At 74.5% G+C, this 23,565-nt stretch carries 16 protein-coding genes; 7 read left to right on the forward strand and 9 right to left on the reverse strand.

Translation table 11 applies throughout. The annotated features are described in order from the left end of the window. Window positions 1-44: 44 nt before the first annotated feature. The 5 genes from ACIBIW_RS16270 to ACIBIW_RS16290 form a co-directional block, all read right to left on the reverse strand. Window positions 45-1,085: a LacI family DNA-binding transcriptional regulator gene (locus tag ACIBIW_RS16270; protein WP_399336442.1), complete on the reverse strand. Its 1,041-nt coding sequence runs from the start codon at window positions 1,083-1,085 to the stop codon at window positions 45-47. A 257-nt stretch (window positions 1,086-1,342) separates the two neighbouring features. Next, window positions 1,343-2,407 carry a ParB/Srx family N-terminal domain-containing protein gene (locus ACIBIW_RS16275; protein ID WP_399336444.1) on the reverse strand — a complete coding sequence of 355 codons (1,065 nt, stop codon included), beginning with the start codon at window positions 2,405-2,407 and terminating at the stop codon, window positions 1,343-1,345. Between the two features lie 182 nt (window positions 2,408-2,589). Further along, a complete protein-coding gene (locus ACIBIW_RS16280) occupies window positions 2,590-3,546 on the reverse strand; it encodes an asparaginase (protein ID WP_399336446.1) in 957 nt (318 codons plus the stop codon). A gap of 187 nt (window positions 3,547-3,733) precedes the next feature. Beyond that, window positions 3,734-4,024 carry a hypothetical protein gene (locus tag ACIBIW_RS16285; protein WP_399336448.1) on the reverse strand — a complete coding sequence of 97 codons (291 nt, stop codon included), beginning with the start codon at window positions 4,022-4,024 and terminating at the stop codon, window positions 3,734-3,736. Window positions 4,025-4,327: 303 nt separating this feature from the next. Beyond that, entirely contained in the window at window positions 4,328-4,906 is a 579-nt protein-coding gene (locus ACIBIW_RS16290) for a winged helix-turn-helix domain-containing protein (RefSeq protein ID WP_399336450.1), read from the reverse strand. A gap of 393 nt (window positions 4,907-5,299) precedes the next feature. On the opposite strand from ACIBIW_RS16290, the gene ACIBIW_RS16295 reads away from it, so the two are divergent. The 3 genes from ACIBIW_RS16295 (at window position 5,300) to ACIBIW_RS16305 (ending at window position 11,326) form a co-directional block, all read left to right on the forward strand. After that, window positions 5,300-5,956, forward strand: a complete 657-nt coding sequence (locus tag ACIBIW_RS16295) for a LuxR C-terminal-related transcriptional regulator (protein WP_399336452.1) — start codon at window positions 5,300-5,302, stop codon at window positions 5,954-5,956. Between the two features lie 166 nt (window positions 5,957-6,122). Further along, a complete protein-coding gene (locus ACIBIW_RS16300) occupies window positions 6,123-9,260 on the forward strand; it encodes an alpha-N-acetylglucosaminidase (RefSeq protein WP_399336454.1) in 3,138 nt (1,045 codons plus the stop codon). A 122-nt stretch (window positions 9,261-9,382) separates the two neighbouring features. Next, the gene (locus tag ACIBIW_RS16305) at window positions 9,383-11,326 is read left to right on the forward strand and encodes a hypothetical protein (protein ID WP_399336456.1); all 1,944 of its coding nucleotides are present in this window, start codon (window positions 9,383-9,385) and stop codon (window positions 11,324-11,326) included. 30 nt (window positions 11,327-11,356) lie between these two features. Here the strand turns inward: ACIBIW_RS16305 and ACIBIW_RS16310 are convergent, their stop codons facing one another. After that, window positions 11,357-11,947, reverse strand: a complete 591-nt coding sequence (locus tag ACIBIW_RS16310) for a TetR/AcrR family transcriptional regulator (protein ID WP_399336458.1) — start codon at window positions 11,945-11,947, stop codon at window positions 11,357-11,359. Window positions 11,948-12,090: 143 nt separating this feature from the next. Between ACIBIW_RS16310 and ACIBIW_RS16315 the strand changes: the two genes are divergently transcribed. Both ACIBIW_RS16315 and ACIBIW_RS16320 read left to right on the forward strand, forming a co-directional pair. Further along, a complete protein-coding gene (locus tag ACIBIW_RS16315) occupies window positions 12,091-13,011 on the forward strand; it encodes an NADP-dependent oxidoreductase (RefSeq protein ID WP_399336460.1) in 921 nt (306 codons plus the stop codon). A gap of 101 nt (window positions 13,012-13,112) precedes the next feature. Continuing rightward, entirely contained in the window at window positions 13,113-13,925 is an 813-nt protein-coding gene (locus ACIBIW_RS16320; protein WP_399336462.1) for a TetR/AcrR family transcriptional regulator, read from the forward strand. Between the two features lie 210 nt (window positions 13,926-14,135). Here the strand turns inward: ACIBIW_RS16320 and ACIBIW_RS16325 are convergent, their stop codons facing one another. Beyond that, window positions 14,136-15,836, reverse strand: a complete 1,701-nt coding sequence (locus ACIBIW_RS16325; protein ID WP_399336464.1) for a glycoside hydrolase family 13 protein — start codon at window positions 15,834-15,836, stop codon at window positions 14,136-14,138. Between the two features lie 463 nt (window positions 15,837-16,299). Here ACIBIW_RS16325 and ACIBIW_RS16330 point away from each other — a divergent pair, with 463 nt between their 5' ends. Both ACIBIW_RS16330 and ACIBIW_RS16335 read left to right on the forward strand, forming a co-directional pair. Further along, window positions 16,300-17,343: a LacI family DNA-binding transcriptional regulator gene (locus tag ACIBIW_RS16330; RefSeq protein ID WP_399336466.1), complete on the forward strand. Its 1,044-nt coding sequence runs from the start codon at window positions 16,300-16,302 to the stop codon at window positions 17,341-17,343. A gap of 74 nt (window positions 17,344-17,417) precedes the next feature. Then, complete coding sequence (locus ACIBIW_RS16335) at window positions 17,418-18,305, forward strand: phosphatase PAP2 family protein (protein WP_399336468.1); 888 nt, start codon at window positions 17,418-17,420, stop codon at window positions 18,303-18,305. Between the two features lie 101 nt (window positions 18,306-18,406). Here ACIBIW_RS16335 and ACIBIW_RS16340 read toward each other — a convergent pair whose 3' ends face one another. Then, window positions 18,407-21,409: a bifunctional [glutamine synthetase] adenylyltransferase/[glutamine synthetase]-adenylyl-L-tyrosine phosphorylase gene (locus tag ACIBIW_RS16340; protein ID WP_399336470.1), complete on the reverse strand. Its 3,003-nt coding sequence runs from the start codon at window positions 21,407-21,409 to the stop codon at window positions 18,407-18,409. Between the two features lie 285 nt (window positions 21,410-21,694). Continuing rightward, window positions 21,695-23,056, reverse strand: a complete 1,362-nt coding sequence (locus ACIBIW_RS16345) for a glutamine synthetase family protein (protein WP_399336472.1) — start codon at window positions 23,054-23,056, stop codon at window positions 21,695-21,697. Between the last annotated feature and the right edge of the window lie 509 nt (window positions 23,057-23,565).

The following is a 23,565-nucleotide window of genomic DNA, read 5'->3' on the forward strand; positions in this document are numbered from 1 at the left end:
CGGGGAACGAGGCAATCCGCGGGAGTCTCGTCGTGAGGTGCGGCCTACCGGGGGCCGGGGTGTGCGGGGGCCACCGTCGAGGCCCGTACCACCAGGCGGTGTCCGATCACGGTGTGCTCGGGGGGCCTGCGGGGGTCCGCCTGGCGGGCCAGGATGGCGTCGATGGCCCGGCCCGCCAGGCCCTCCATGTCGTGCGCGATGGAGGTCAACGGCGGTGCGGTGTAGCGGACTTCGGGCGCGTCGTCCCAGCCGACGAGCGCCATGTCGGCGGGGACGCGGACGCCGAGGTCGCGCAGGGCGGCCGCGGCGCCGACGCCGAGCAGGTCGGCGGCGCAGACCAGGGCGTCGCAGTCCGCCGCCGCCTCCGCCAGTTCGCCGGCCACCCGGTAGCCCTCGTCACGGCTGTGGTCGCGCACGTCGAACACCAGCTCGGGGGCGAGTGCGAGGCCGTGTGCGCGCAGCGCCCGCCGTACCCCTTCGAGGCGTTCGTGGGCGGGTCCCGTGCCGCTCGCCAGCCGCATTCCGGCGAAGGCGAGACGGCGGCGCCCCGTGGCCAGCAGGTGTTCTGTCGCCTCGACGGCCGAGCGCATGCTGTCGATGGCGACGTGGTCGAAGGTGCCGCCGGGTACGTACTCGCCGAGCAGCACGGTGGGGACGTCGCTCTTCAGGCGTTCCAGTTCGGCGGGCGACATGGTGACGGGGCAGAACATGACGCCGGTGACGCCGCGGATGGGGTAGCCGCGGGCGATGGCGCGTTCCTGTTCCGCGTCGCCGCCGGTCTCGTCGATGAAGAGGGCGATGGAGCGGCGGCGTGCCTCGGTGATCACCACGTGTGCGAGGCGGCCGAAGTAGGGCGAGGTGATGTCCGGCACTGCGAGGGCGAGCACCTGGGAGCGGCCCGCCCGCAGTTGCCTGCTGACCAGGGAGGGCGCGTAGCCGAGGCGTTCGATCGCCTCTTCCACGCGGCGGCGGGTCTCGGCGGTGACGTAGGGGTGGTCGTGGAGCACGTTGGAGACCGTGCTCGCCGAGACGCCGGCCGCCCGGGCGACGTCCTTGACCGTGGGGCGCCGTGCCGAGTCCCACATCGTGTACAACTCCTCGCTTGGCGGGCTCCTTCCGCGGGGCGGGATCGCCGCGGCGGACCGGGACGGCGGCGCGGCCGCTCCGGAAGGACGTCCGGAATGCGATGATCTTACGTCGCGGTGGGCGCGGGAGTCGAAACGCCGCGGGGGCCGCCGTCCCCGGGGCGGGACGGCGGCCCCCGCGTGGTGCGTGAGGTGTGCCGTGGGGAGGGGTCGGCGGCGGCGCGGCCGGGGTCACTGGGGGTGTGCCGCCGTCCGGCTCACAGATGGGAGCGGTAGTCCAACGCGTAGGCCAGCTTGCCGGGTTCGTCGTCGGAGAGGGGCCTGCCGAGCTTGTCGAACTCGCCGTCGTCCGCGTCGTCGCCGTCGTTCCACTTGTCGAGCCGTCCGAGGTCCTTCGCGGTGTGGCCGTCCGCGATGACGGTGTCCCCGTCGGCGTCGGTCATCTCCTCGGAGGCGTCGCGCACCGCGTCCAGGTAGTCGTCCTCGTCGGTGAGGTCGTGGTCGTCGAGGTCGACGCGGTCGCGCAGCCAGGTCCCCCACAGGAATTCGAGGAACTCGGCGGCGTCGTCGGGCGCGGTGTAGCCGATGTCGCGGGTGAAGTAGACGAGGCTGCGGTAGCGGTCGTCGTGGAAGCCGCTCAGGCCGAGGTGCCGGGGGAGCTGGGCGGTGGTGATGGGCTGGTTGTTCTCGTCGCGCAGCCAGACCCAGTCGTTGCGCTCCATGGTGTTCCAGAAGCCGGTCTCGGAGTCGCCGCTGAGGTTCGCCTGGACCTTGAGCCGGATGTGCAGGTCGGGGCCGCCGTCGGGGGTTTCGAGGAGCGATGTCAGGGAGTGGTGGCCGTCGGTGAGGTAGAGGGCGCCGCCGGGGCCGACGACGACGGTCTTCATCTGGGCCAGGGTGTCGTCGCTCTCGTCGCCCTCGTCGACCTCGCAGGTGAAGCTGGAGGGGTCGGAGAGCGTGGCGGAGCCGGGGACCTTGTCGGCCTTGTCCTGGCCGTTGGTCTCGCAGTAGTCGTCGAACCGCTTGTTGGGGTCGCCGTTCTCCTCGTCCTTGCTGCTCGCGTACCGGTCGAGCTTGTAGTAGATCTGGTCGAACCCCAGGGTCTCCTGGGTGGGACGCAGGTCGCCCAGGCGCACGTCGAGCAGGTCGCCCGCGGCGGCGCAGAGCCGGGCGCCGGTGCTGCCCGAGCAGCTCGCGGCGCCCGCGGGCGCCCCGGCGGCGAGCCCCGTCCCGCACAGCAGCGCGGTGGCGGCGAGCACCCCGGCGAGGCGGGGGCCGCGGGCGCGGCGGGGCGGCTGCTGCGGCGTGTTCGGGTGCGGCATCGTCACTCTCCATCGGTGCTTCGGGTGCGCGGCCGCGCCGTGCGCGGGGCGCGGCGCGAGGGGATCTGCGCAGGTGTACCCGCCGACCGGGGGCGCCGCGGTGGCTACCGGTGGTCTTCCCGGCGTCCCCCGGGTGAACCTTCCGGAACGCGGCCGGTGGGTAAGGGAGTTGGGGGTGCGGGTCAGGCTCCGGCGGCGGTGGTGAAGGCGGTGCGCAGGGCGTCGCCGTGGGCGCCTGAGGCGATGAGGGAGTGCAGCAGGAGGCGGGCCTTGGGGGCGTCGAGGGTGCCGGCGGGCAGCAGGCCGCGGGAGAGCAGGTCCGTCTCGGAGCCGGGGCCGCGGTAGGTGTCGGTCAGTACGGGTCCCGCGCCGGTACGGGAGGCGAGCACCACCGGGATGCGGGCGGCGAGCCGCCCCAGGGGACCGGTCAGTTCGCGCGGTGCGTGGCCCGCGCCGAAGGCGGCGAGGACGAGGCCGTCGAAGCGGTCGTCGACGGCGTCGAGGAGTTCGCCGCGGTCGCCGAGGCTCAGGGTGAGCAGGGCCACCCGTGCGGTGCGCCGCGGCAGCAGGGGGCGGGGCACGGTGGGCGCGGGCGGGCGCAGCAGGATGCAGGGGCGGCCCTCGGAGACGGTGCCGAGGGGGCCTGCGGTGGGCGAGGCGAAGGCGGCGGGCGAGGTGGTGTGGGCCTTGCGCACATGGCGGGCGGCGTGGATCTGGTCGGCGAGGACGGCCAGGACGCCGAGGCCGTGGCAGCCCGGGTCGGCGGCGACGGCGACGGCGGCGGCGAGGTTGGCGGGGCCGTCGGCGCCGGGCAGGTCGGGGCGGCGCATGGCGCCGGTGACGACGACCGGGGGTCCCTGCGGGCAGAGCAGGTCGAGCAGGAAGGCGGTCTCCTCCAGGGTGTCGGTGCCCTGGACCACGACGCAGCCGGTGCCCTTCGCGCGGATGGCGGCGGCGAGTTCGGTGATGTCCTCGACGGTGAGGGAGGAGCTGGGCAGCCGCCGGAAGTCGCACAGCTCCACGGGGGTGTCCGTGGGGACGCCTGCGAGCACCTGGGCGCCGGTGAGGCGGGAGTCCCCGCCGCGCGCCGCGGAGATGGTGCCGCCGAGGGTGAACACGGTCACCGGTGCCGTCGTCATGCCCGTCCCGTCGGATGGTGGGGACCGCCGGGGGTGCGGGCGGCCGGGGCCGCCGTGGCCCCAGGGTCGGGAGGATAGCGGGGGCGGCGCGGGTGCGGGCGGGGCGCGTGGTGTACGCGGGCCGGTGGGCGGGTGCCGCACCGCCGCCGGGGGCGCGTGCCGCGCGGCCCGGCGGCGGGTCAGCGGGTCAGCGGCTGTAGCGCATGAGGGCGCGGACCATGTGGCAGGTGGTGTCCGACGGCCGGTGGACGCCTATGCGCTCCGCGGTGAGCCTGATGCGGTTGTCGTGCGCCTGGTTCGGGAGGTAGACGCCCGAGTCGAGCAGGGCGATGGCCAGGCGCATGGCCTTCAGCCGGCGGTTGTGGGTGATGTACCACTCCCGGGGGCGGCCCGCGGGCAGCCTCCTCTTCTCCAGCGGGGTGTACGGGACGTCGAACAGGACCGGCTTCCGGGTGAGCGCGGCAGCGGGCACGGGCATCCTCCTGTCGCTCGTGAACAGGTCGACTTGACGCGTACTCGGGGCCTCGGCAGGCCCTCGAACACTGAGTCAAGTGTACTGCGGGGCACTGACAGAAGGACCTGGCCACGGTGGCCGTGGGGCGGCTGCGACGGGTGCGCGAGAAATCGAACAGACGGTTCGGGTACGGGGTCGGTGGCGGGGCGCGCGGGCGGCGGGGCGCGCCCTCCCGGGGCCCGCACACGGGAAGCCGCCCCGGGACCCGGCGCCCCGAGGGCGCGCCGGGTCCCGGGGCGTACCGGTGCCGCTCCCCCGCCGCCGGGGCTACTGCGGCGGCGCGTACTTGTAGCCGACGCGGCGCACGGTCTGGATCACGCCGCGGTACTCGCCGCCGAGCTTGCGCCGGAGTCTCGCGATGTGGACGTCGACGGTGCGCCCGTCGCCGACGTGGCCGTAGCCCCAGACCGTGGTGACGAGCGCGTCGCGGGTGTGGACCCGGTGCGGGTGGGCCACCAGGTGGGCGAGGAGTTCGAACTCCAGGTAGGTGAGGTCGAGACGCCGCCCGGCCACGACGGCGGTGCGGCGGGCCGGGTCGACGGTGATCAGGGGCTCCCCGGCCGGCTCCTGCGCGGGCGCGGGCTCCACCGGGGCGGCGGCGGGCGCCTGCACGACGGGAAGGCCGGTCTGCTGGTCGGCGGGGACGAGGACGAGGTAGCCGATCATCGGGGGGTTCCCCGGCAGCGCGGGCACCGTGTGCGGGGGCGCGGGCAGCCAGGTCGTACCGGGCGGGAACACCGCGGTGCCCGTGGGCGTCTCGTCCTTGTCCACGGCGCGCAGCCGGTGCCGTGGCGGCTCGGAGGGGACGGCGGACAGGGGTGTCGAGAAGGGGGTCGAATGTGCCATGGGAGGTCAGCTCTTTCGCGCGAGGGTCGCCGGGAGGACGTACGTCGTGCGCGCTGGCCGAAGGCCGGGGTGCGGCTTTAGAGGGCCCGCGCGTTCCGCGCGCGACAACACACCCGGTCGAAGTCGTGGTGCTGACGGGAGGGCCAGAAAGGCTCAAGGTCCCCGCACCCGACTGGGGTGTTCCGATAGCCGACCATGCGGCTATTGAAGCAGAACTCGGTCCCCGGCAGCAGGCCCCCAGGTCACGTTCTCACTCCTCGATACCGGCGTCTCACGGGCGGGGCGTGGGCGGGGAAGGCGCCGCGGTTCGCCGGGAGACCCGCTCCCCCTCCCCCGCGCCGGGACCCGCCACGGCGCTGCGGTGCGGTGGCGGCACCCTGTAAATTCAGGGCAATGAGCCCCCGTGTAGTCCTCGCAGAGGACCTCTTCCTGCTGCGTGACGGACTCGTGCGCATGCTGGAGGCGTTCGACTTCGAAATCGCCGCGGCCGTCGAGAGCGGGCCCGAGCTGACCAAGGCGCTCGCCGAGTTGGACCCCGACGTCGCCATCGTGGACGTACGGCTGCCGCCCTCGCACACCGACGAGGGCCTGCAATGCGCGCTGGCCGCGCGGCGGGCCAAGCCGGGGCTGCCCGTGCTCGTGCTGTCCCAGCACGTGGAACAGCTCTACGCGCGCGAGCTGCTTGCGGACGGCAACGGCGGCATCGGCTATCTGCTGAAGGACCGGGTCTTCGACGCCGAGCAGTTCATCGACGCCGTGGAGCGGGTGCGCGCGGGCGGTACGGCCATGGACCCGACGGTGATCTCGCAACTGCTGTCGCGGCGCGAGGTGGACCGGCCGATGGGCAAGCTCACACCGCGCGAGCGCGAGGTGCTTGAGCTGATGGCAGAGGGCCGCTCCAACCAGGCCATCGCGGAGAAGCTGGTGGTGACGGAGCGGGCGGTGGCGAAGCACACCTCCAACATCTTCACCAAGCTCGGCCTTGAGGTCTCCGACGACGACAACCGCCGCGTCCTCGCCGTCCTGGCCTACCTCGACCAGGACCGGTAGGCGCGGCGGCCCCACACCCCCACCGGGGTGACACCCCCCGGCGCGTCACCCCCCGTGGCGCCGCGCGGCGCGGGGGGCTGCGTCAGCCTGGGCGGCGCGAAGGCGGGGCGGCGCGGGCCGCGCCCGCCCCGTGTCCACGCCGCACATATGCCCCGGGGGGAAGTCCATGGCCGCTCCGTACCGTCAGAAGGCCGTCGCCGGGGCCGCCGTGCCGCCGTCGAGGCGGGCGCTGCTGGGGGCCGCGGGGCTGCTGGGCGCCGGGCTCGCCCTCGGCGCCGGGTCGTCCGCGGCCGCGGCGCCCGACCCGATGGCGGCGGCGCGGGCCGCGCTGCGGCGGCTGCTGCCCCGCCACCAGGGGCAGTTCACATGCGAGGCGCTGCCGGTGGCCGACGGTGTCCAGCGCTTCCGGGTCGACGGCGCCGCGGGGCGCCTCACGGTCGCCGCGACCAGCCCCGCCACCGCGCTGACCGGCGTCCACCAGTATCTGAAGCGCGCCGTCGGCGCCCATGTCACCTGGGGCGGTGAGGTGCCCGCGCTGCCGCGCACCCTGCCCGCACCCGCCGCGCCCGTCGAGGGCTCCACCGCGCTGCCGCACCGGTTCGCGCTGAACGACACCAACGACGGCTACACCGCCCCGTACGCCGACTGGCCGTACTGGGAGCGGCTGATCGACGTCCTCGCGCTGCACGGCGTCAACGAGGTGCTGGTGATCGCGGGCACCGAGGCCGTGTACCGGCGGCTGCTGACCGAGTCCGGGTACGGCGACGCGGACGCGCGCGCGTGGCTGCCCGCCCCCTCGCACCAGCCCTGGTGGCTGCTTCAGAACCTCTACGGATACGGCGGGCCGCTCTCCGCCGACGTCGTCGCGGCCCGCGCGGACCTCGGGCGCCGTATCACCGGGCGGCTGCGTGAACTCGGCATGGCGCCGGTGCTGCCCGGCTACTACGGGCACGTGCCCACGGACTTCGCCGAGCGCGCGGGGGGCGACGCGCGCGTGGTGCCGCAGGGGACGTGGCACGGCTTCGAGCGCCCCGGCTGGCTCGACCCGCGCACCGACTCCTACGCGCGCACCGCCGCGGCCTTCTACCGGCTCCAGGCCGAACTCCTCGGGCCCGCCGCGCACTTCAAGATGGACCTGCTGCACGAGGGCGGCCTGTCCGGCGGGGTGCCCGTGGCGGACGCCGCGCGCGGGGTGCAGAAGGCGCTGCTCACCGCGCGCCCCGACGCCACCTGGGTCATCCTCGGCTGGGAGGCCAATCCGCTGCCCGCGCTGCTCGACGCGGTGGACAGGGAGCGGCTGCTGATCGTCGACGGTCTCTCCGACCGCTACCCGGAGACCGGCGAGCGGGAGCGGGACTGGAACGGCACCCCGTACGCCTTCGGCACCATCCCCAACTTCGGCGGGCGCACCACCCTGGGCGCGCGCACGCATCTGTGGCGTGAGCGGTTCTTCGCCTGGCGGGACCGCGCGGACAGCGCGCTCGCCGGGACCGCGTACCTCCCGGAGGGCACCGAAAGGGACCCGGCCGCGTTCGAGCTGTTCTCCGAACTGGCCTGGCAGGAGGGGCCGTTCGACGGCGCGGCCTGGTTCGCGGGGGACGGCGGCTACGCCGACTACCGCTACGGGGGCCGCGACACGGCGGCGCGGCGCGCCTGGCGGGTGCTGCACGAGACCGCGTACCGGCACCACGCCGTGCGGCGCAGCGACCCGCACGACTCGCTGTTCGCGGCGCGCCCCGACCTGGCGGCCGAGCGCGCCTCGGTGTACGCGCCCCCGGCGCTCACGTACGACCCGGCGCGCTTCGACGCCGCCCTCGCCGCGCTGCTCGACGTCGGGGAGCCGCTGCGGGACTCCCCCGGCTACCGCTACGACGTGGTGGACGTGGCCAGGCAGGCGCTCACCCACCGGGCCAGGCAGTACCTGCCGCAGCTCAGGGCCGCGTACGAGCGCGGCGACGCGGACACCTTCGGGGCGCTTGCGGAGCTGTGGACGGATCTGATGCGGCTGCTCGACGAACTGACCGGCACGCACACGGCGTTCCTGCTGGGGCCGTGGACCGAGGCCGCGAGCCGCTTCGGCACGACGGCCGGGGAGTCGGCGGTCTTCGAGCGCACCGCGCGCGAGCTGGTGACGGTGTGGGGCACCCGGGCGACGTCCGACGCGGGCAGGCTGCACGACTACGCGGCGCGGGACTGGCACGGGCTCGTCGGCGGGTTCCATCTGCCGCGCTGGCAGCGGTGGCTGGACGAGCTGGGCGCGGCGCTCGCGGAGGGCAGGCAGCCCGCGGCGGTCGACTGGTACGCGGTCGAGGAGCCGTGGACGCGGCGGCGCGGCGGGGAGGCGACGGAACCGTCGGGCGACCCGTACGAGACGGCGGCGCGGGTGCGCGACCGGCTCGCGGGCGCCCCGTACCAGGGCGGGCTCGCGGTGCGCGCGGAGCCCGCCGCGCTGCCCCCTGGCGGGCACGCGCGCGTGACGGCCGAGTTCACCAACGTCAACGGGCTGCGCGCCACGGGCCGCGTCGACTTCACGCTCGCCCTGCCGGACGCGGGGGACGCCGCGCCCGAGGGCGCCGAGGCGCTGCCCGGGGTGGCGCCCGCCGGGCGCGGGTCCGTGAGCTGGCGGGTGACGGCGCCCGGCGCGCCCCTGACGGAGCCGCTGCGCCCGCTGCCGTACACGCTGACCGCGCGGTACGGGCCGCAGGGGGCCGAGCGGGTGCGCGCCGTCCACGAGGGCACGCTGTACGAGGCCGGGCCACTGGCGGCGGGGCTGCGCACGGTGACCACCAACGACGCGGTGTTCGGGCAGGCGGGCGGGCGGTTCGCGGTGAACGGGGCGGGGGCCGACCTGTGGCGGTCCACGGCCGAGTTCGGCGCCGTCTACCGGGAGGGCGCGCTCGACGACGGCGGCCTGGTGGTGCTGCGGGTGGACGCGCAGGAGCACACGGGGCCATGGGCGCGCGCCGGGATCGTGGCCCGCGCCGGGCTCGCCGACGCGGGCTCCGGCGGCTTCGTCAATCTGGCGGTGACGCCGTCGAACGGCGTGGTGCTCTCCTGGGACGCCGACGGCGACGGGCTCCTCGACACCTACCGGCGGGTGACGGGAGTGACGGCGCCCGTGGTGCTCCGGCTCGGCATGGCCGACGGCTCGTACACCGGCGAGTGGTCGAGGGACGGCGAGCGGTGGCAGCCGGTGGCGAGCGCGCCCGCGGGCGGCGCGGGGCCACGCGACGCGGGGCTGTTCATGACGGCGGCGGGCGGGGCCCGCGGCACCGTGGAGTTCAGCGGGTTCCGGGTGGAGTGAGCCCGCAGGAGCGGGCGCGGGGCGGGCGGTGCGGCGCCCCCGGGGCGCGGCCGCGGTGGGCGGGCGTAGCGCTGCGCGAGGGCGGCGGGTGACCAACGCCGCGGTCGCTCGTTTTGCTCAGCGTGCAGTCACAGGACGTCGCATCCCACCCCGACCATCCGCCCGTCGACGGGCCGGCCGTCGATGTCGAGCAGGCGGAAGCCGCGCTCGTCGAGCACTACACACGGCTGGTGCGTCTCGCCTATCTGGTGCTGCCGCCGGGGCTCGGCAGACACCGCCGGGTGCTCAGGGCCCATGCGCTGACCCAGCGCGCCCTGCCGCGCGGCAGGGCCAGGGCGCTCGAACCGTCGGTGCCGGGGCCGCGGCAGGCAGGCGGCGGGCGCGGCGCGGGCCCCGGGTATGGGCTCGTGCGCGAGCGCGTGGTGCGGCTCTCGCTCCAGGCGGGGCTGCCGCTGCTGCGGTTCGCGGTGCCGAAGCGGGCCCAACTGCCGCCGCCGCTGCCGCTGGTGTGGGGGCTCAGGCTCACACCGCGCTCGGGCGGCGCCGACGAACTCGCCCTGGACCAGCGGCTCGCGGCGCTGTCGGGCCCGGGCCGCGCCGCGTACGCGCTGCGGGTGCTGGAGGGGCTCACGGAGGAGGAGACGCTGCGGGTGCTCGACGCCGCGGGCGCCGACGACCCGGACGCCGCGCTCGACGAGGCGGGGGACCCGAAGGACGACAGGGCGGCGGCGCTGCTGCGCTCCCCCGAGTTCGACCCCTGCTCGCTGCGGGCACGGCCCACCGATCTGATGCGGCGCAGGCAGCACCGCAAGGCCGCGCTCGCCGCCGCGGTCGCCGCGGTGCTGTGCGGGGCGCTGCTCGGGCTGCCGGGCGACGGCTGGGGCCCGGACGGTCCCGCCGCGCCGCCGTACGCGCGCAACCCCGCGCAGGAGGCCGCGCTCGACCCGGCGAAGGTGACCACGGCCGCGGCGACGGCCTGGCACAGCTCCACCCGGCGGGACTTCTCGGTGTGGCCGGCGCGCGGGGACGCCGTCGGCGACAAGGCGCTGCTGCGCAGGGCGCTCGCGGTGTGGGCGCGGCCCGGCGGCTCGGTGCATGTGTCGGCGACGCCGGGCACCGCCTCAGGGGCGCCCGCGGGCCCCGCGCAGCTCCTGTACGCGGGCACCGTGGACGGCACCCGGGTGGTGCTGTTCTACGACGGTCTCCGGGTGGTGCGGTACGCGGAGCCGAAGGGCGGCGAGGGCACCACGGCGCTGGACTTCGCCCGGGTGGACGGCGCCACCGAGGACGAGGCGGGCGCGCTGGTCGTGGACCGCTCGGACACCAACGTGCGCTTTCTGACGGCGCCCTGGGTGCGGGGCGCGCGGGTGCGCGACCTGCTGAAGCCCGAGGCGGAGCCGCAGCCGCTCGACAGTGGCGGCGACGGGGTGAGCGCGCCGGTGCCTGGCCCGCCGCAGAGCGGCGAGTGCGGCTCGTGGAACGTGCTCCAGCTCGGCGACGGCGCCTCGCCGCCGCTCCTGACCGACCTGGGCGAGCTGGTGCCCGCCCGGCTCACCGACGGCTCCCCCGGCGACGTGCGGGGCTCGGTCGGCGCGGCGGCGCTCACGGACTGGCAGCACACGGCGTGCTCGCTCGGGGCGCTGCGCGGGCACGGGGTACGCACGGTGAACTCGTGGCCGTACGCGGACCAGGAGCTGCCGGAGGCGAACGGCACCGCGAAGTGGCTGTGCACCAGGGCCGAGACATGGCGGGGCACCGGCAGCAGGGTCCTCGCCCAGTTCCTCGCGCCGAAGCACCCGATGGCGTCCCCGGTGGCGGAGGCGCAGGACTCGGCGGCGTGCGGCGAGCGCGGCTCCGGGGTGCTCGCGGGGGTGCTGTGGAAGTCGAAGGGCGGCGACTGGTACCTGCTCGCGGCGGCGAACAGGAGCGTCACGTCGGTCTCGGCGAGCGGCGACGTGGACGGCACGGCACACGGCCCCGTCCTCGCGCTGCCCGCGAAGCAGGGGGCGCAGGCGCGGCTCAAGGGAACCCTGGCGGGGGGCGGGGAGCTGGCGCCGCTGTCCTGACCCGGGGGGGGGCGTGCTGCGGGGGGCCGGTCAGGAGGCGGGCGCGGACGGCACTCCGTCGGCGACGACGGCGAGGACTTCCGCCGCGCCCGCCGTCAGCGCCTCGCCGAACCCGGCGAAGTCGGTGTGCTCCTCGGTCACCCACCGCTCGGTGGTCACCCGCAGCACGGCGAGACCGATGTCGGTGGCCAGCCGCGCGGTCGCGCGGTCGAAGCCGCGGCTCAGCAGGGCGGCGGTGATCTCCTCGGAGACGGTGGCCATCTTGATCAGTTCGCGTTCCTGGAGGGGCGGGTTGGCGGCGATGACCGCCGCCCTGCGCAGCAGGAACTCATGGGGCCGGAACACCCGTGGCGCGGTGGCGAAGGCGGCCAGCAGCGTCCGCAGCGCACCGGTGCCCTCGGGGACGTCGCCGATGGCCGTGACGAGCTGCTCCCCGAGTTCCTGGGCGCCGCCGAACAGCACTTCCCGCTTGTCCGTGAACCACCGGTAGAACGACCGCTCCGTCAGGTTCGCGCGCTGGGCGATCTGCGCGACCGTGGTGCGGTCGTAGCCCTGCTCCTCGAACAGGGCGAGCGCCGCCTGTTCTAGGCGGCCTCGTGCGTTGCCCTCCCACCGTGCCATGTCACGAGTGTAGCGACAGCAGATGCTGTCGACACACATGACAGCAGATGCTGTCGTCACTCTGCTAGCGTGACCGTCGACAGATCCTGTCGTCACTTTTGGTTCTGTCGTCACTTCTGCTGTCCCGACTCGGGAGGAGACCGATGCGCACCCTTCGCTTCCACACCTACGGGGACCCGGCCGACGTACTGCGGATCGAGGACGCGGAGCCCCCGCGCCCCGGCCCCGGCCAGATCCGGGTCGCCGTCACGGCGTGCGGGCTGAACCCGGCCGACTGGGGGCTGTGCGGCGGCCTGTTCGCGGGCGACCTGCCGCGCGGGATCGGGCTGGAGGTCTCCGGCACCGTCGACGCGGTCGGCGACGGAGTGACCGGCGTCGGCATCGGCGACCCGGTGTTCGGGCCCGCGCCGTTCACCGGCCCCACCGCCGGCGCCTCCGAACAGGCACTGCTCGACATCTGGTTCCCGCGGCCCCGGGGGCTCGACACGGCGGGGGCCGCCGCGCTGCCAATGGCGGTGGGCACGGCTTACGCGGCGCTTGACGCGCTCGGCGTCGACTCGGGACACACCGTGCTCATTCACGGCGCGGGCACCACCACGGGGCACGCCGCGGCACAGATCGCGGCCGGGCGCGGGGCTCGGGTGATCGCCACGGCGGGCGAGACACACGCCGCGGCCCTCCGTGACATCGGCGTCGAGGTGACCGGTTACGGCGACGGCATGGCCCGGCGGGTGACGGAACTCGCCGGGGGCCCGGTCGAACTCGCCCTCGACACCGCGCCGTTCAGCAACGCACTGGCGGAACTCGTCCGCACCGTCAAGGCGCCGGAGCACGTGCTGACGGTCGGCGGCCCCGAGCCCGCCAGGGAGTTGGGCGTGCGGTCCGCACTCGACATCGGCGGCGGGCCGCGTTACGACGTGCTCGGCACGTTCGGGCGGCTGGCCGCCGAGGGCCGCTTCGCCATCCCGGTGTCCCGCACCTTCTCCCTGGAGGACTGGCCCGCCGCACTCGAACTGAGCAGGTCGCACCGGGCGCGCGGAAAGTTGGTGCTGCGGCTCGGCTGAGGTCCTCCGCCGCCCGGAGGGCGCACCTGGGGAGGTCGCCGCTCCCGTACGGCCGGGGCCGCGAACTCCGGATGTCTCGAACTGGTCGGTAAGGTGTTCGTATGACAACCGGGGTACGTCGCAGGATGGGAGTCGAGGAGCGGCGGCGGCAGTTGATCGGGGTCGCGCTCGAACTGTTCAGCCAGCGCTCGCCCGACGATGTCTCGATCGACGAGATAGCGGCCTCCGCGGGCATCTCACGCCCGCTCGTCTACCACTACTTCCCCGGCAAACTCAGCCTCTACGAGGCCGCGTTGAGGCGTGCGGCGGAGGACCTGGCGGAGCGCTTCACGGAGCCGAGGCAGGGGCCGCTCGGGGCCCGGCTGCTGCGGGTGATGGGGCGGTTCTTCGACTTCGTGGAGGAGCACGGACCGGGGTTCTCCGCGCTGATGCGGGGCGGCCCCGCGGCGGGCTCCTCGGCGGCGAGCGCCCTCGTGGAGGGGGTGCGGGAGGCCGCCAAGGTGCAGATACTCAGCCATCTCGACGCCCAGGACCCGCCGCCGCGGCTCGAACTCGTGGTGCGCTCCTGGGTGTCGCTCGCCGAGTCCACGGCGCTGATCTGGCTGGAGGACCGCGCGGTGCCGCGCGCGGAACTCGAACTGAAGCTGGTGGGCGACTTCGCGGCACTGGTCGCGGTGGCCGCCGCACAGGACCCGGGCATGGCCGGCGTACTGGGGCGGCTGCTCGCCGAGGAGCACGGCACAGGACCGCTGCACACCCTGCTCGGCAGCCTGTCGGCGTTCACCGCACCGCGGGACACCGAGGGGGGCGCGGACGGCGTGGACCGCACGGGCGGCGAGGCCGCGGTGGGCGGTGTCAGCGCCCGGGGCGGTGTGGACGCCGAGGACGCCACGGCCGAGGGCGCCTCTCTCTGACGGGGTGCGCGCCGGGGCGCGGCCGGGCGTGCGCCGCCGGTTCTTGCGGCAAGCACCGGGTGTACGGCGCCTGCGGGAGGCGCGCGCGACGGCGCCCGGGGTGCGCGGAGGCGGCCGGGGACGGGCCCGCGCGCGGTGGCCTGCGCAACGGCTTGCGGTCCTGGCGCGCCCCCATCGGCCGGGGCGCGCCAGGACCTGGCCGGGGGTGTCTCAGGCGGTCCACCACACCGTGGTGTCCCCCGGGACCTCCGCGATCCCGTCGCACACCCGGATCTCCTCGGGGCCGCTGGCAAGCAGCACCGCCCCGTACGCCGGCACGCGCACCGCGGCGCCCGTGGTGTTGGTGACGCACACCAGGGTGCGGCCCCCGCCGGTGCGGCGGTGCGCGAGCACGCCCCCGGGCGCGGCCAGCCACTCCACGGAGTCCCCCGCGCCGAGCGCGGGGTGCTCGCGGCGGGCGGCGAGGGCCGCGCGGTACAGCTCAAGGGTGGAGCCGGGGGTGCCGGTCTGCGCCTCCACGCTCAGCTCGCCCCAGTGCGGGGGCTGCGGCAGCCAGGCGCCGCCGGAGCCGAAGCCGTACGAGGGGCCGTTCTTGGTCCAGGGGAGCGGCACCCGGCAGCCGTCGCGGAAGCCGTCCTGCCCGTCGGCGCGGAAGAACGAGGGGTCGCGGCGCGCCTCGTCGGGGAGGTCGACGACGTCCGGCAGGCCCAGCTCCTCGCCCTGGTAGAGGTAGGCGGAGCCGGGCAGCGCCAGCATCAGCAGCGTCGCGGCGCGCGCCCTGCGCAGCCCGAGCACCGGGTCGCCGGGGGTGCGCAGTTGGGTGCCGAGGCCCGGCGGGTTGCCGAGGCGGGTGGCGTGCCGGGTGACGTCGTGGTTGGAGAGCACCCAGGTGGTGGGGGCACCGACGGGGCGCATCGCGTCGAGGGAGCGGTCGATGACGGTGCGCAGCTCCGCGGCGTCCCACGGCGTCGTCAGGTACTGGAAGTTGAACGCCTGGTGCAGCTCGCCCGGGCGGACGTAGCGCGCGGTGCGCTCGACGGTGGGGGTCCACGCCTCGGCGACGAAGATGCGCTGGCCCGCGTACTCGTCGGCGACGGAGCGCCAGGAGCGGTAGACCTCGTGCACCCCGTCCTGGTCGAAGAAGGGCATGGCGGCGCTGCCGAGCAGCCTGGCCTGGCCGCTGTGGCCGATGTCGGGCAGCCCGGGCGCCTTGACGAGGCCGTGTGCGACGTCGACGCGGAAGCCGTCGACGCCCATGTCGAGCCAGAAGCGCAGCACGGAGCGGAACTCGTCGGCGACCGCGGGGTGGTCCCAGTCGAAGTCGGGCTGCTGCGGCGCGAAGAGGTGGAGGTACCAGTCGCCCGGGGTGCCGTCGGGGTCGGTGGTCCTGGTCCATGCGGGGCCGCCGAAGACGGACTCCCAGTCGTTGGGCGGCAGTTCGCCGTGCGGGCCGCGGCCGGGCCGGAAGTGGTAGCGCGCGCGCAGCGGCGATCCCGGGCCCTGCGCGAGGGCGCGGCGGAACCACTCGTGCTGGTCGGACGAGTGGTTGGGCACCACGTCGACGATGACGCGCAGACCGAGCGCGTGGGCGTCCGAGATCAGCGCGTCGGCGTCGAACAGGCCGCCGAACAGCGGGTCGACACCGCGGTAGTCGGCGACGTCGTAGCCGCCGTCGGCGCCCGGCGAGGTGTAGAAGGGGCTGAGCCAGAGGGCGTCGACGCCGAGCCGGCTCAGATACGGCAGCCGGGCGCGGATGCCGGGCAGGTCCCCGACGCCGTCGCCGTCGCCGTCGGCGAAACTGCGCGGATAGACCTGGTAGATGACGGCGTCGCGCCACCAGTCGCCGTGCCTCGCGGGGGCGGTGGGTGCCCGCCGCGGCCGGGGGGTGATGGCTGCGGTGTCTCGAGTCATGGCTTCCTGACTGGTCGGACGGGCAGGCGTGAGAGCGCCCGGCCGCCTCCCCGCCGCGCGACCGGGCGACGCCTCTCGTAACGGCGCTGTCACTTACGAAATAGCTTGCAGCAATATGGCGAAAAATATCCCGACGGTTATCCAGTTGTGACCGTCAGTAGGGGCACGAGGGCGCGGAAAGCGGGACTTGGGGGCGCTTTCGGGGCGTGCAAGAATCTGCAAGCGGTTGCCTCCGGCGGCTTCCCGGCGGGAACACGGGCGCGCGTGGCGGCGCGCACGGACGCCGTGCGGGCGGTACGGACGGCGGACGACATCGGCACACGTACGGCATACGGACGGCTGACGGACGGCAGGGGCGGGAGGCCACGGCATGGTGCGGCGCGGAGGCGGGTCGGGGGCAACGGGCGGGTCGGGGGCCGGTATCGGTGGGCAGCGCGGGGGCGGCCCGGTACAGTCCGGACACGTGACCACACGGCTCGCCGACATCGCGGCCCGGGCGGGCGTCAGCGAGGCGACCGTGAGCCGGGTGCTGAACGGCAAGCCGGGGGTGGCCCCGACGACCCGTCAGTCCGTGCTCGCCGCGCTCGACGTGCTCGGCTACGAGCGCCCGCTGCGGCTGCGCAGACGCAGCGCGGGCCTGGTCGGCCTGATCATCCCCGAGCTGGAGAACCCGATCTTCCCCGCGATGGCGCAGGTCATCGGCCAGGCCCTGACCCGCCAGGGGTACACCCCGATCCTGGCGACGCAGACCGAGGGCGGTCCCGCCGAGGACGAACTGACGGAGATGCTGGTGGAACGCGGCGTCGCGGGCATCATCTATGTGTCAGGGCTCCACTCGGACACCACGGCCGACATGGGCCGCTACGAGCAGCTACGCGCGCAGGGGGTGCCGTTCGTGCTGGTCGACGGGTTCTCGCCGAAGGTGCGGGCACCGTTCATCTCGCCCGACGACCGGGCGGCGGCACAGCTCGCGGTGACGCATCTGGTGTCGCTGGGGCACACCCGGGTGGGGCTGGCGCTGGGGCCGCGGCGCTATGTGCCGGTGCAGCGGAAGATCGAGGGGTTCGTACGGGCCATGCGGGAACTGCTCGGGCCCGGCGCCGGGGACGCCGAGGCCGTCGAGGAGAGCCTGGTGGAGCACTCGCTCTACTCGCTGGAGGGCGGGCAGGCGGCGGCCGCCGCGCTGCTTGAGCGGGGCTGTACGGCGCTGGTGTGCGCGAGCGACATGATGGCGCTCGGCGCGATCAGGGCGGCGCGCGGGCACGGCCTTCGGGTGCCGCAGGACGTGTCGGTGGTGGGATTCGACGACTCGCCGCTGATCGCGTTCACCGACCCGCCGCTGACGACCGTGCGCAAGCCGGTGACGGCGATGGGCCAGGCCGCGGTGCGCGCCCTCCTTGAGGAGGTGGCGGGGACGCCCGCGCCGCACAGCGAGTTCGTGTTCATGCCGGAACTGGTGGTCAGGGGCTCGACCGCCTCCCATGGCGGAGAACGGAGTCGTTCCTAGGGTGGACAGAAATGCGTTCTTGACCCGACCGGGGGATGATCGGCCGTGGACGGGGTTTCTGGCAGACTCTGACTATGGGTGACCGAATCGTGACCACACTGGAAGGCCCGCAGGGAGCCACCGACTCACCCATGCCGGACCGCGAGCGCGGGCGGACGTACCGCGCCGTCCGGGCGGTCGCGCTGCGCCTGCGCACCCCGCGCAGGCCCCGGCTGTGGTTCGAGGTACTCCTGATCGGGCTCGCGTACTGGATCTACTCGCTCATCCGTAACGCCGTGCCCGAGCAGCGCGGCGCGGCACTGCGCAACGCGCACTGGCTGTGGTCGCTCGAACACCATCTGGGCATCGCGGTCGAGGGCTCCGTGAACCACGCGCTGAACTCGGTGAGCTGGCTGATCGTCGGGATGAACTACTACTACGCGACGCTGCACTTCATCGTGACCATAGGGGTGCTGGTCTGGCTGTTCAGAAAGCACCCGGGGCGCTTCGCGGCGGCCCGCACGGTGCTGTTCGTCGCCACCGGCACGGCGCTGATCGGCTACTACCTGTTCCCGCTCGCGCCGCCGCGGCTGATGCCGGGCAGCAACTTCGTGGACACGGTGCTGGTGCACAGGACGTGGGGCTCGATGGCGTCAGGCGACCTGAAGCACGTCTCCAACCAGTACGCGGCGATGCCGTCCATGCACATCGGGTGGTCGCTGTGGTGCGGGCTGACGATCTTCGCGCTGGCGTCGGTGCCGTGGGCCAGGGTGCTGGGGCTGCTGTACCCGATGCTGACGCTGACGGTGATCGTGGCCACCGCCAACCACTTCTGGCTCGACGCGGTCGGCGGCATCATCTGCCTGGCCGCCGGCTACGCGGTGTGCAAGGCGCTGTACGGGCGGCTGCCGTACACCCTGCCGCGCACGGTGCAGCCGCTCAAGCCGCCGCCCGGGTCGCTGCCCGCGGCGAGAAGGGCCTGACGCCGGGCCGCCGCGCCGCAGGGGGGCGGCGGCGCGGGCTCGGCAGCGCAGGGGCGGGCCCTTGAGGGCGGGCGCCGCTCATCGGCCCTGAGGGCCGCCGTTCACCCCACGGGCGCCCCGTAGAAGTGCTCCTCGACCACCGCCCGCGCCCTGCGGGTGGTGCGCCGGTACGCCTCCAGCATGTCGCCGGTCTGCCCCGGCCCGTAGCCGAGGTAGCGGCCGACGGCGCCCAGCTCCCGGCCCTCCGAGGGGAACATGTCGCCCGCCCTGCCGCGCACCAGCATGACGGCGTTGCGCACCCGGGTCGCCAGCACCCACGCCTCGTCGAGGACGGCGACGTCCTCCGCGGGCAGCAGCCCCGCGGCGCTCGCGGCGGCGAGGGCGTCCCTGGTGCGGGGGGTGCGCAGTTCGGGGACGCGTCCCGCGTGGCGCAACTGGAGCAGTTGCACGGTCCACTCCACGTCGGACAGGCCGCCGCGGCCGAGCTTGCTGTGCAGGGTGGGGTCGGCGCCGCGCGGCATCCGCTCGGACTCCATGCGCGCCTTCAGCCGCCTGATGTCGCGCACCGCGTCGTCGGACAGCCCCTCGGGGGGGTAGCGCAGCGGGTCGATCAGGGCGAGGAAGCGGCGGCCGAGGTCCGCGTCGCCCGCGACGAAGTCGGCGCGCAGCAGCGCGTGCGACTCCCACGTCAGCGACCAGCGGCGGTAGTACGCCTCGTAGGAGCCGAGGGTGCGCACCAGCGGGCCCGACTTGCCCTCGGGCCGCAGGTCGGCGTCGATCACCAGGGGCGGGTCGGAGCTGGGGATCTGGAGGAGCCTGCGCATCTCGGCGACCACGGTGTTCGCGGCGCGGGCCGCCTCCCGCTCGTCGTCGCCCGGGCGGGGCTCGTGGACGAAGAGGACGTCGGCGTCGGAGCCGTAGCCCAGTTCGTGCCCGCCGAAGCGGCCCATGCCGATGACCGCGAACCGGGTCGGCAGGGTGTCGCCCCAGCCGGTGCGGACGACGGCGCGCAGGGTGCCGGCGATGGCCGCGGCGGTCACGTCGGAGACCGCGTCGCCCACCAGGTCGACGAGGGCGCCGGGGTCGACCTCGGCGGGGCTCTCCTCGGTGCCGTGGGAGGCGATGATGTCGCGGGCCGCGGTGCGGAACAGCTCGCGCCTGCGCACGCCGCGGGCGGCGGCGACGGCCTGCTCGCCGTTCTCGGCGCGGCCGACGGCGGCCAGGGTCTCCTGTTCCAGCGCGGCCCTGCCGCGGGGTTCGAGCCCGGGCCCGTCGCCGAGGAGGGCGACCGCCTCGGGGGCGCGCAGCAGCAGGTCGGGCGCGAGCCGCCCGGCGGACAGCACCCGGGCCAGGTTCTCGGCGGCGGCGCCCTCGTCGCGCAGCAGCCGCAGGTACCAGGGGGTCTTGCCGAGCGCGTCGGAGACCTTGCGGAAGTTCAGCAGCCCGGCGTCCGGGTCGGCGGAGTCGGCGAACCAGCCGAGCAGTACCGGCAGCAGGGTGCGCTGGATGGCGGCCTTGCGGGTCACCCCGGACGCCAGCGCCTCGATATGGCGCAGCGCGGCTGACGGGTCGGCGTAGCCGAGGGCGACGAGGCGCTCCCTGGCGGCGTCCGGGCTCAGCCGGGCCTCGCCGGGCGCCAGTTGGGCGACGGCGTCGAGCAGCGGCCGGTAGAACAGCTTCTCGTGGAGCCTGCGGGCGACCGAGGTGTGGCGCCGCCAGGCCGCGCCCAGCTCGGAGATGGGCTCGGTGCGCAGGCCGAGCGAGCGGCCGAGGCGGCGCAGCTCCGCGTCGTCCTCGGGCACCAGGTGGGTGCGGCGCAGCCGGTGGAGCTGGAGGCGGTGTTCGAGGGAGCGCAGGAAGCGGTAGGCGTCGTCGAGCTGGACGGCGTCGACCCGGCCGATGTAGCCGCCCGCGGCGAGCGCGGCGAGCGCCACGAGGGTGTTGCCGCTGCGCAGCGCGGAGTCGCTGCGGCCGTGCACGAGCTGAAGGAGCTGGACGGCGAACTCGACGTCGCGCAGCCCGCCGGGGCCGAGCTTCAGCTCCCTGTCGACCTCGCCGACGGGGATGTTGGCGATGACGCGGCGGCGCATCTTCTGCACGTCGTCGATGAAGTTGTCGCGCTCGGCGACCTGCCAGACCATCGGGGCGACGGCGTCGAGGTAGGCGGCGCCCAGCTCCTCGTCGCCCGCGACGGCGCGGGCCTTCAGCAGCGCCTGGAACTCCCACGCCTTGGCCCAGCGCTGGTAGTAGGCGATGTGGCTGGCGAGGGTGCGCACGAGGGGGCCGTTGCGACCCTCGGGGCGCAGGTTGGCGTCGACGGGCCAGATGGTGCCCTCGACGGTGGTGTCGGAGCAGATCCGCATCAGATGGGAGGCGAGCCGGGTGGCGGCGGGCAGCGCCTCGTCCTCGGGGACGTCGTCGGCGGGTTCCGCGACGAAGATGACGTCGACGTCGGAGACGTAGTTCAGCTCGTGTCCCCCGCACTTGCCCATGGCGATCACGGCGAGGCGGCAGAGCGCGGCGTCGGCGGGCGCGGCGTCGCGGGCGAGCGAGAGGGCGCTGCGGAGCGTGGCGGTGGCGAGGTCGGCCAGCTCCGCGGCGGTCTCGGCGACGTCGATGGTGCCGCAGACGTCGCGGGCGGCGATGGAGAGGAGCGCCCTGCGGTAGGCGATCCGCAGCGCCACGGGCCCCGCCACGTCGGCGAGGCCGCGCTCGAACTCCGCGACGCCCGGGTGCAGGTCCCGCTGCTCGTAGGTGACGAGGGCCTGCCAGTCCAGGGGGTGGCGGGCGAGGTGGTCGCCGAGGGCCTCGGAGGCGCCGAGGACGCCGAGGAGCCGGTCGCGCAGCGGCTTGGCGGCGAGCAGGGTGTCGAGCAGCTCGATGCGGCCCCCGGCGTCCCGCTGCGCCTCGACGAGCCTGGCGAGGCCGAGGAGCGCCTGGTCGGGGTCGGCGGTGGCGCCGAGCGCTTCGAGGAGTACGGAGTCGGAGCGCACCCGGGCGAGCGCCTCGTCCTCCAGCAGGCGCTCGGCGGCGGAGGGGTCGGTGAAGCCGAGCCGCAGCAGCCTGGTGAACGTGCTGCTTCTGCGCCCTTGCGGCACCGTCATCTCGGGGGCCTCCCGTCCGGACCGGTACGGCCCGGCCCTGTCCGATCAAGGACCCGAGCCTACGTCGGGCTCCCGGGAGCGTGCCCGGGGATGAGTCCTGCCCTTTACAAGGATGATGTCTGTTTTTTACAAGCCGCAATGCCGGATGGATGAGGATATGCCGGATGTCTGCGGTTGGCTCGGGGCGTGCGTGTTTCGAGGGGCGCGGGCGCCGCGCGGGGTGCCGGGGGCGCGGTGCCGGGCGCCGGGAGCGGGCCGCGCGGGGGCCCCGGCCCCCGCGGCGGTTCAGAGCACCGGCAGGTTCTTGCGCAGCTCGAAGGCGGTGACCTCGGAGCGGTACTCCTCCCACTCGTGCTTCTTGTTGGCGAGGAAGAACGAGAAGACGTGTTCGCCGAGGGTCTCCGCGACCAGTTCGCTGCGCTCCATCAGGGCGATGGCCTCGCCGAGGTTCTGCGGCAGCGGCTCGATGCCCATGGCGCGGCGCTCGGCGTCGCTGAGCGCCCAGACGTCGTCGTCGGCGCCGGGGCCCAGCTCGTAGTTCTCGTCGATGCCCTTGAGGCCCGCGGCGAGCAGCAGCGCGTACGCCAGGTAGGGGTTGCAGCCGCTGTCGAGGGAGCGCACCTCGATGCGCGCGGAGCCGGTCTTGCCCGGCTTGTACATGGGCACGCGGATCAGCGCGGAGCGGTTGTTGTGGCCCCAGCAGATGTACGAGGGGGCCTCGCCTCCGGCGCCCGCGGTGCGCTCGGAGCCGCCCCAGATGCGCTTGTAGGAGTTGACCCACTGGTTGGTGACGGCGGAGATCTCGGCGGAGTGCCGCAGCAGTCCCGCGATGAAGGAGCGGCCGACCTTGGAGAGCTGGTACTCGGCGCCGGACTCGTAGAAGGCGTTGCGGTCGCCCTCGAAGAGGGAGAGGTGGGTGTGCATGCCGGAGCCCGGGTACTCCGAGAACGGCTTGGGCATGAAGGTGGCCTGCACCCCCTGCTCCAGCGCGACCTGCTTCATGACCAGCCGGAACGTCATGATGTTGTCGGCGGTGGAGAGGGCGTCGGCGTAGCGCAGGTCGATCTCCTGCTGTCCGGGGGCGCCCTCGTGGTGGGAGAACTCGACCGAGATGCCCATGGACTCCAGCATGGTGATCGCCTGGCGGCGGAAGTCCATGCCGACGGCCTGGGGGGTGTGGTCGAAGTAGCCGGAGGAGTCGGCGGGGGTGGGCCGGGAGCCGTCGACCGGCTTCTCCTTGAGCAGGAAGAACTCGATCTCGGGGTGGGTGTAGAAGGTGAAGCCGAGGTCGGAGGTGCGCGCGAGGGCGCGCTTGAGGACGTAGCGGGGGTCGGCGAAGGACGGGGAGCCGTCGGGCATGAGGATGTCGCAGAACATCCGGGCGGTGCCGGGCGCCTCGGCGCGCCAGGGCAGGACCTGGAAGGTGCTGGGGTCCGGCTTGGCGATCATGTCGGACTCGTAGACGCGGGCGAAGCCCTCGATCGCCGAGCCGTCGAAGCCCATGCCCTCGTCGAACGCCTGCTCAAGCTCGGCCGGAGCCACGGCGACGGACTTGAGGAACCCGAGCACGTCGGCGAACCACAGGCGTACGAACCTGATGTCGCGCTCCTCCAGGGTGCGGAGCACGAATTCCTGCTGCTTGTCCATTGTCGACTTCCACCCATCCTTGCTGGTCAGGCTTCCCGCGATGGCGCTTCCCCGGGTGGGCTCCGCGAGTCGCACCGAAGGCGTACGAGCATCCCACCACACCGTTTCAAGCGCATTGCGGGCGTCCGCTGAATGCCTCGTGTCCTGCCGGTGTACCGCGCGGGCCCGCGGTGCCACCGTGCCGGTCGCGTCGTTCGTGTCGTTCGTGTCGTCTGCGTCGGCGTGGGGGGCTCCCGCGTGCTCGCCGGTCTCCTTTCCGCCCATTGTGCGGCACGGGGCGACCCCCGTCCCGTTCGCCCCGCGCGGGGGCGCCGCCCGGGCGCGGTGGTGCGGGGGGCGCGCCCCTGGCGCGCGGGACCCGGGCGGCGCGCCGGGGGGTCGATGCATGCCGGATCGGTGTCGACTTACCGTCAAATTGATGCTGTTCGGGGCCGGTCGAGCACCTGGATGACACAAGAAGACCGTGTATCGCACACACTTGGGGTCTTCTTGAGCATTCCGTTCCCCTG

It is taken from the genome of Streptomyces sp. NPDC050560, assembly GCF_044457285.1.
Taxonomy (GTDB): domain Bacteria; phylum Actinomycetota; class Actinomycetes; order Streptomycetales; family Streptomycetaceae; genus Streptomyces.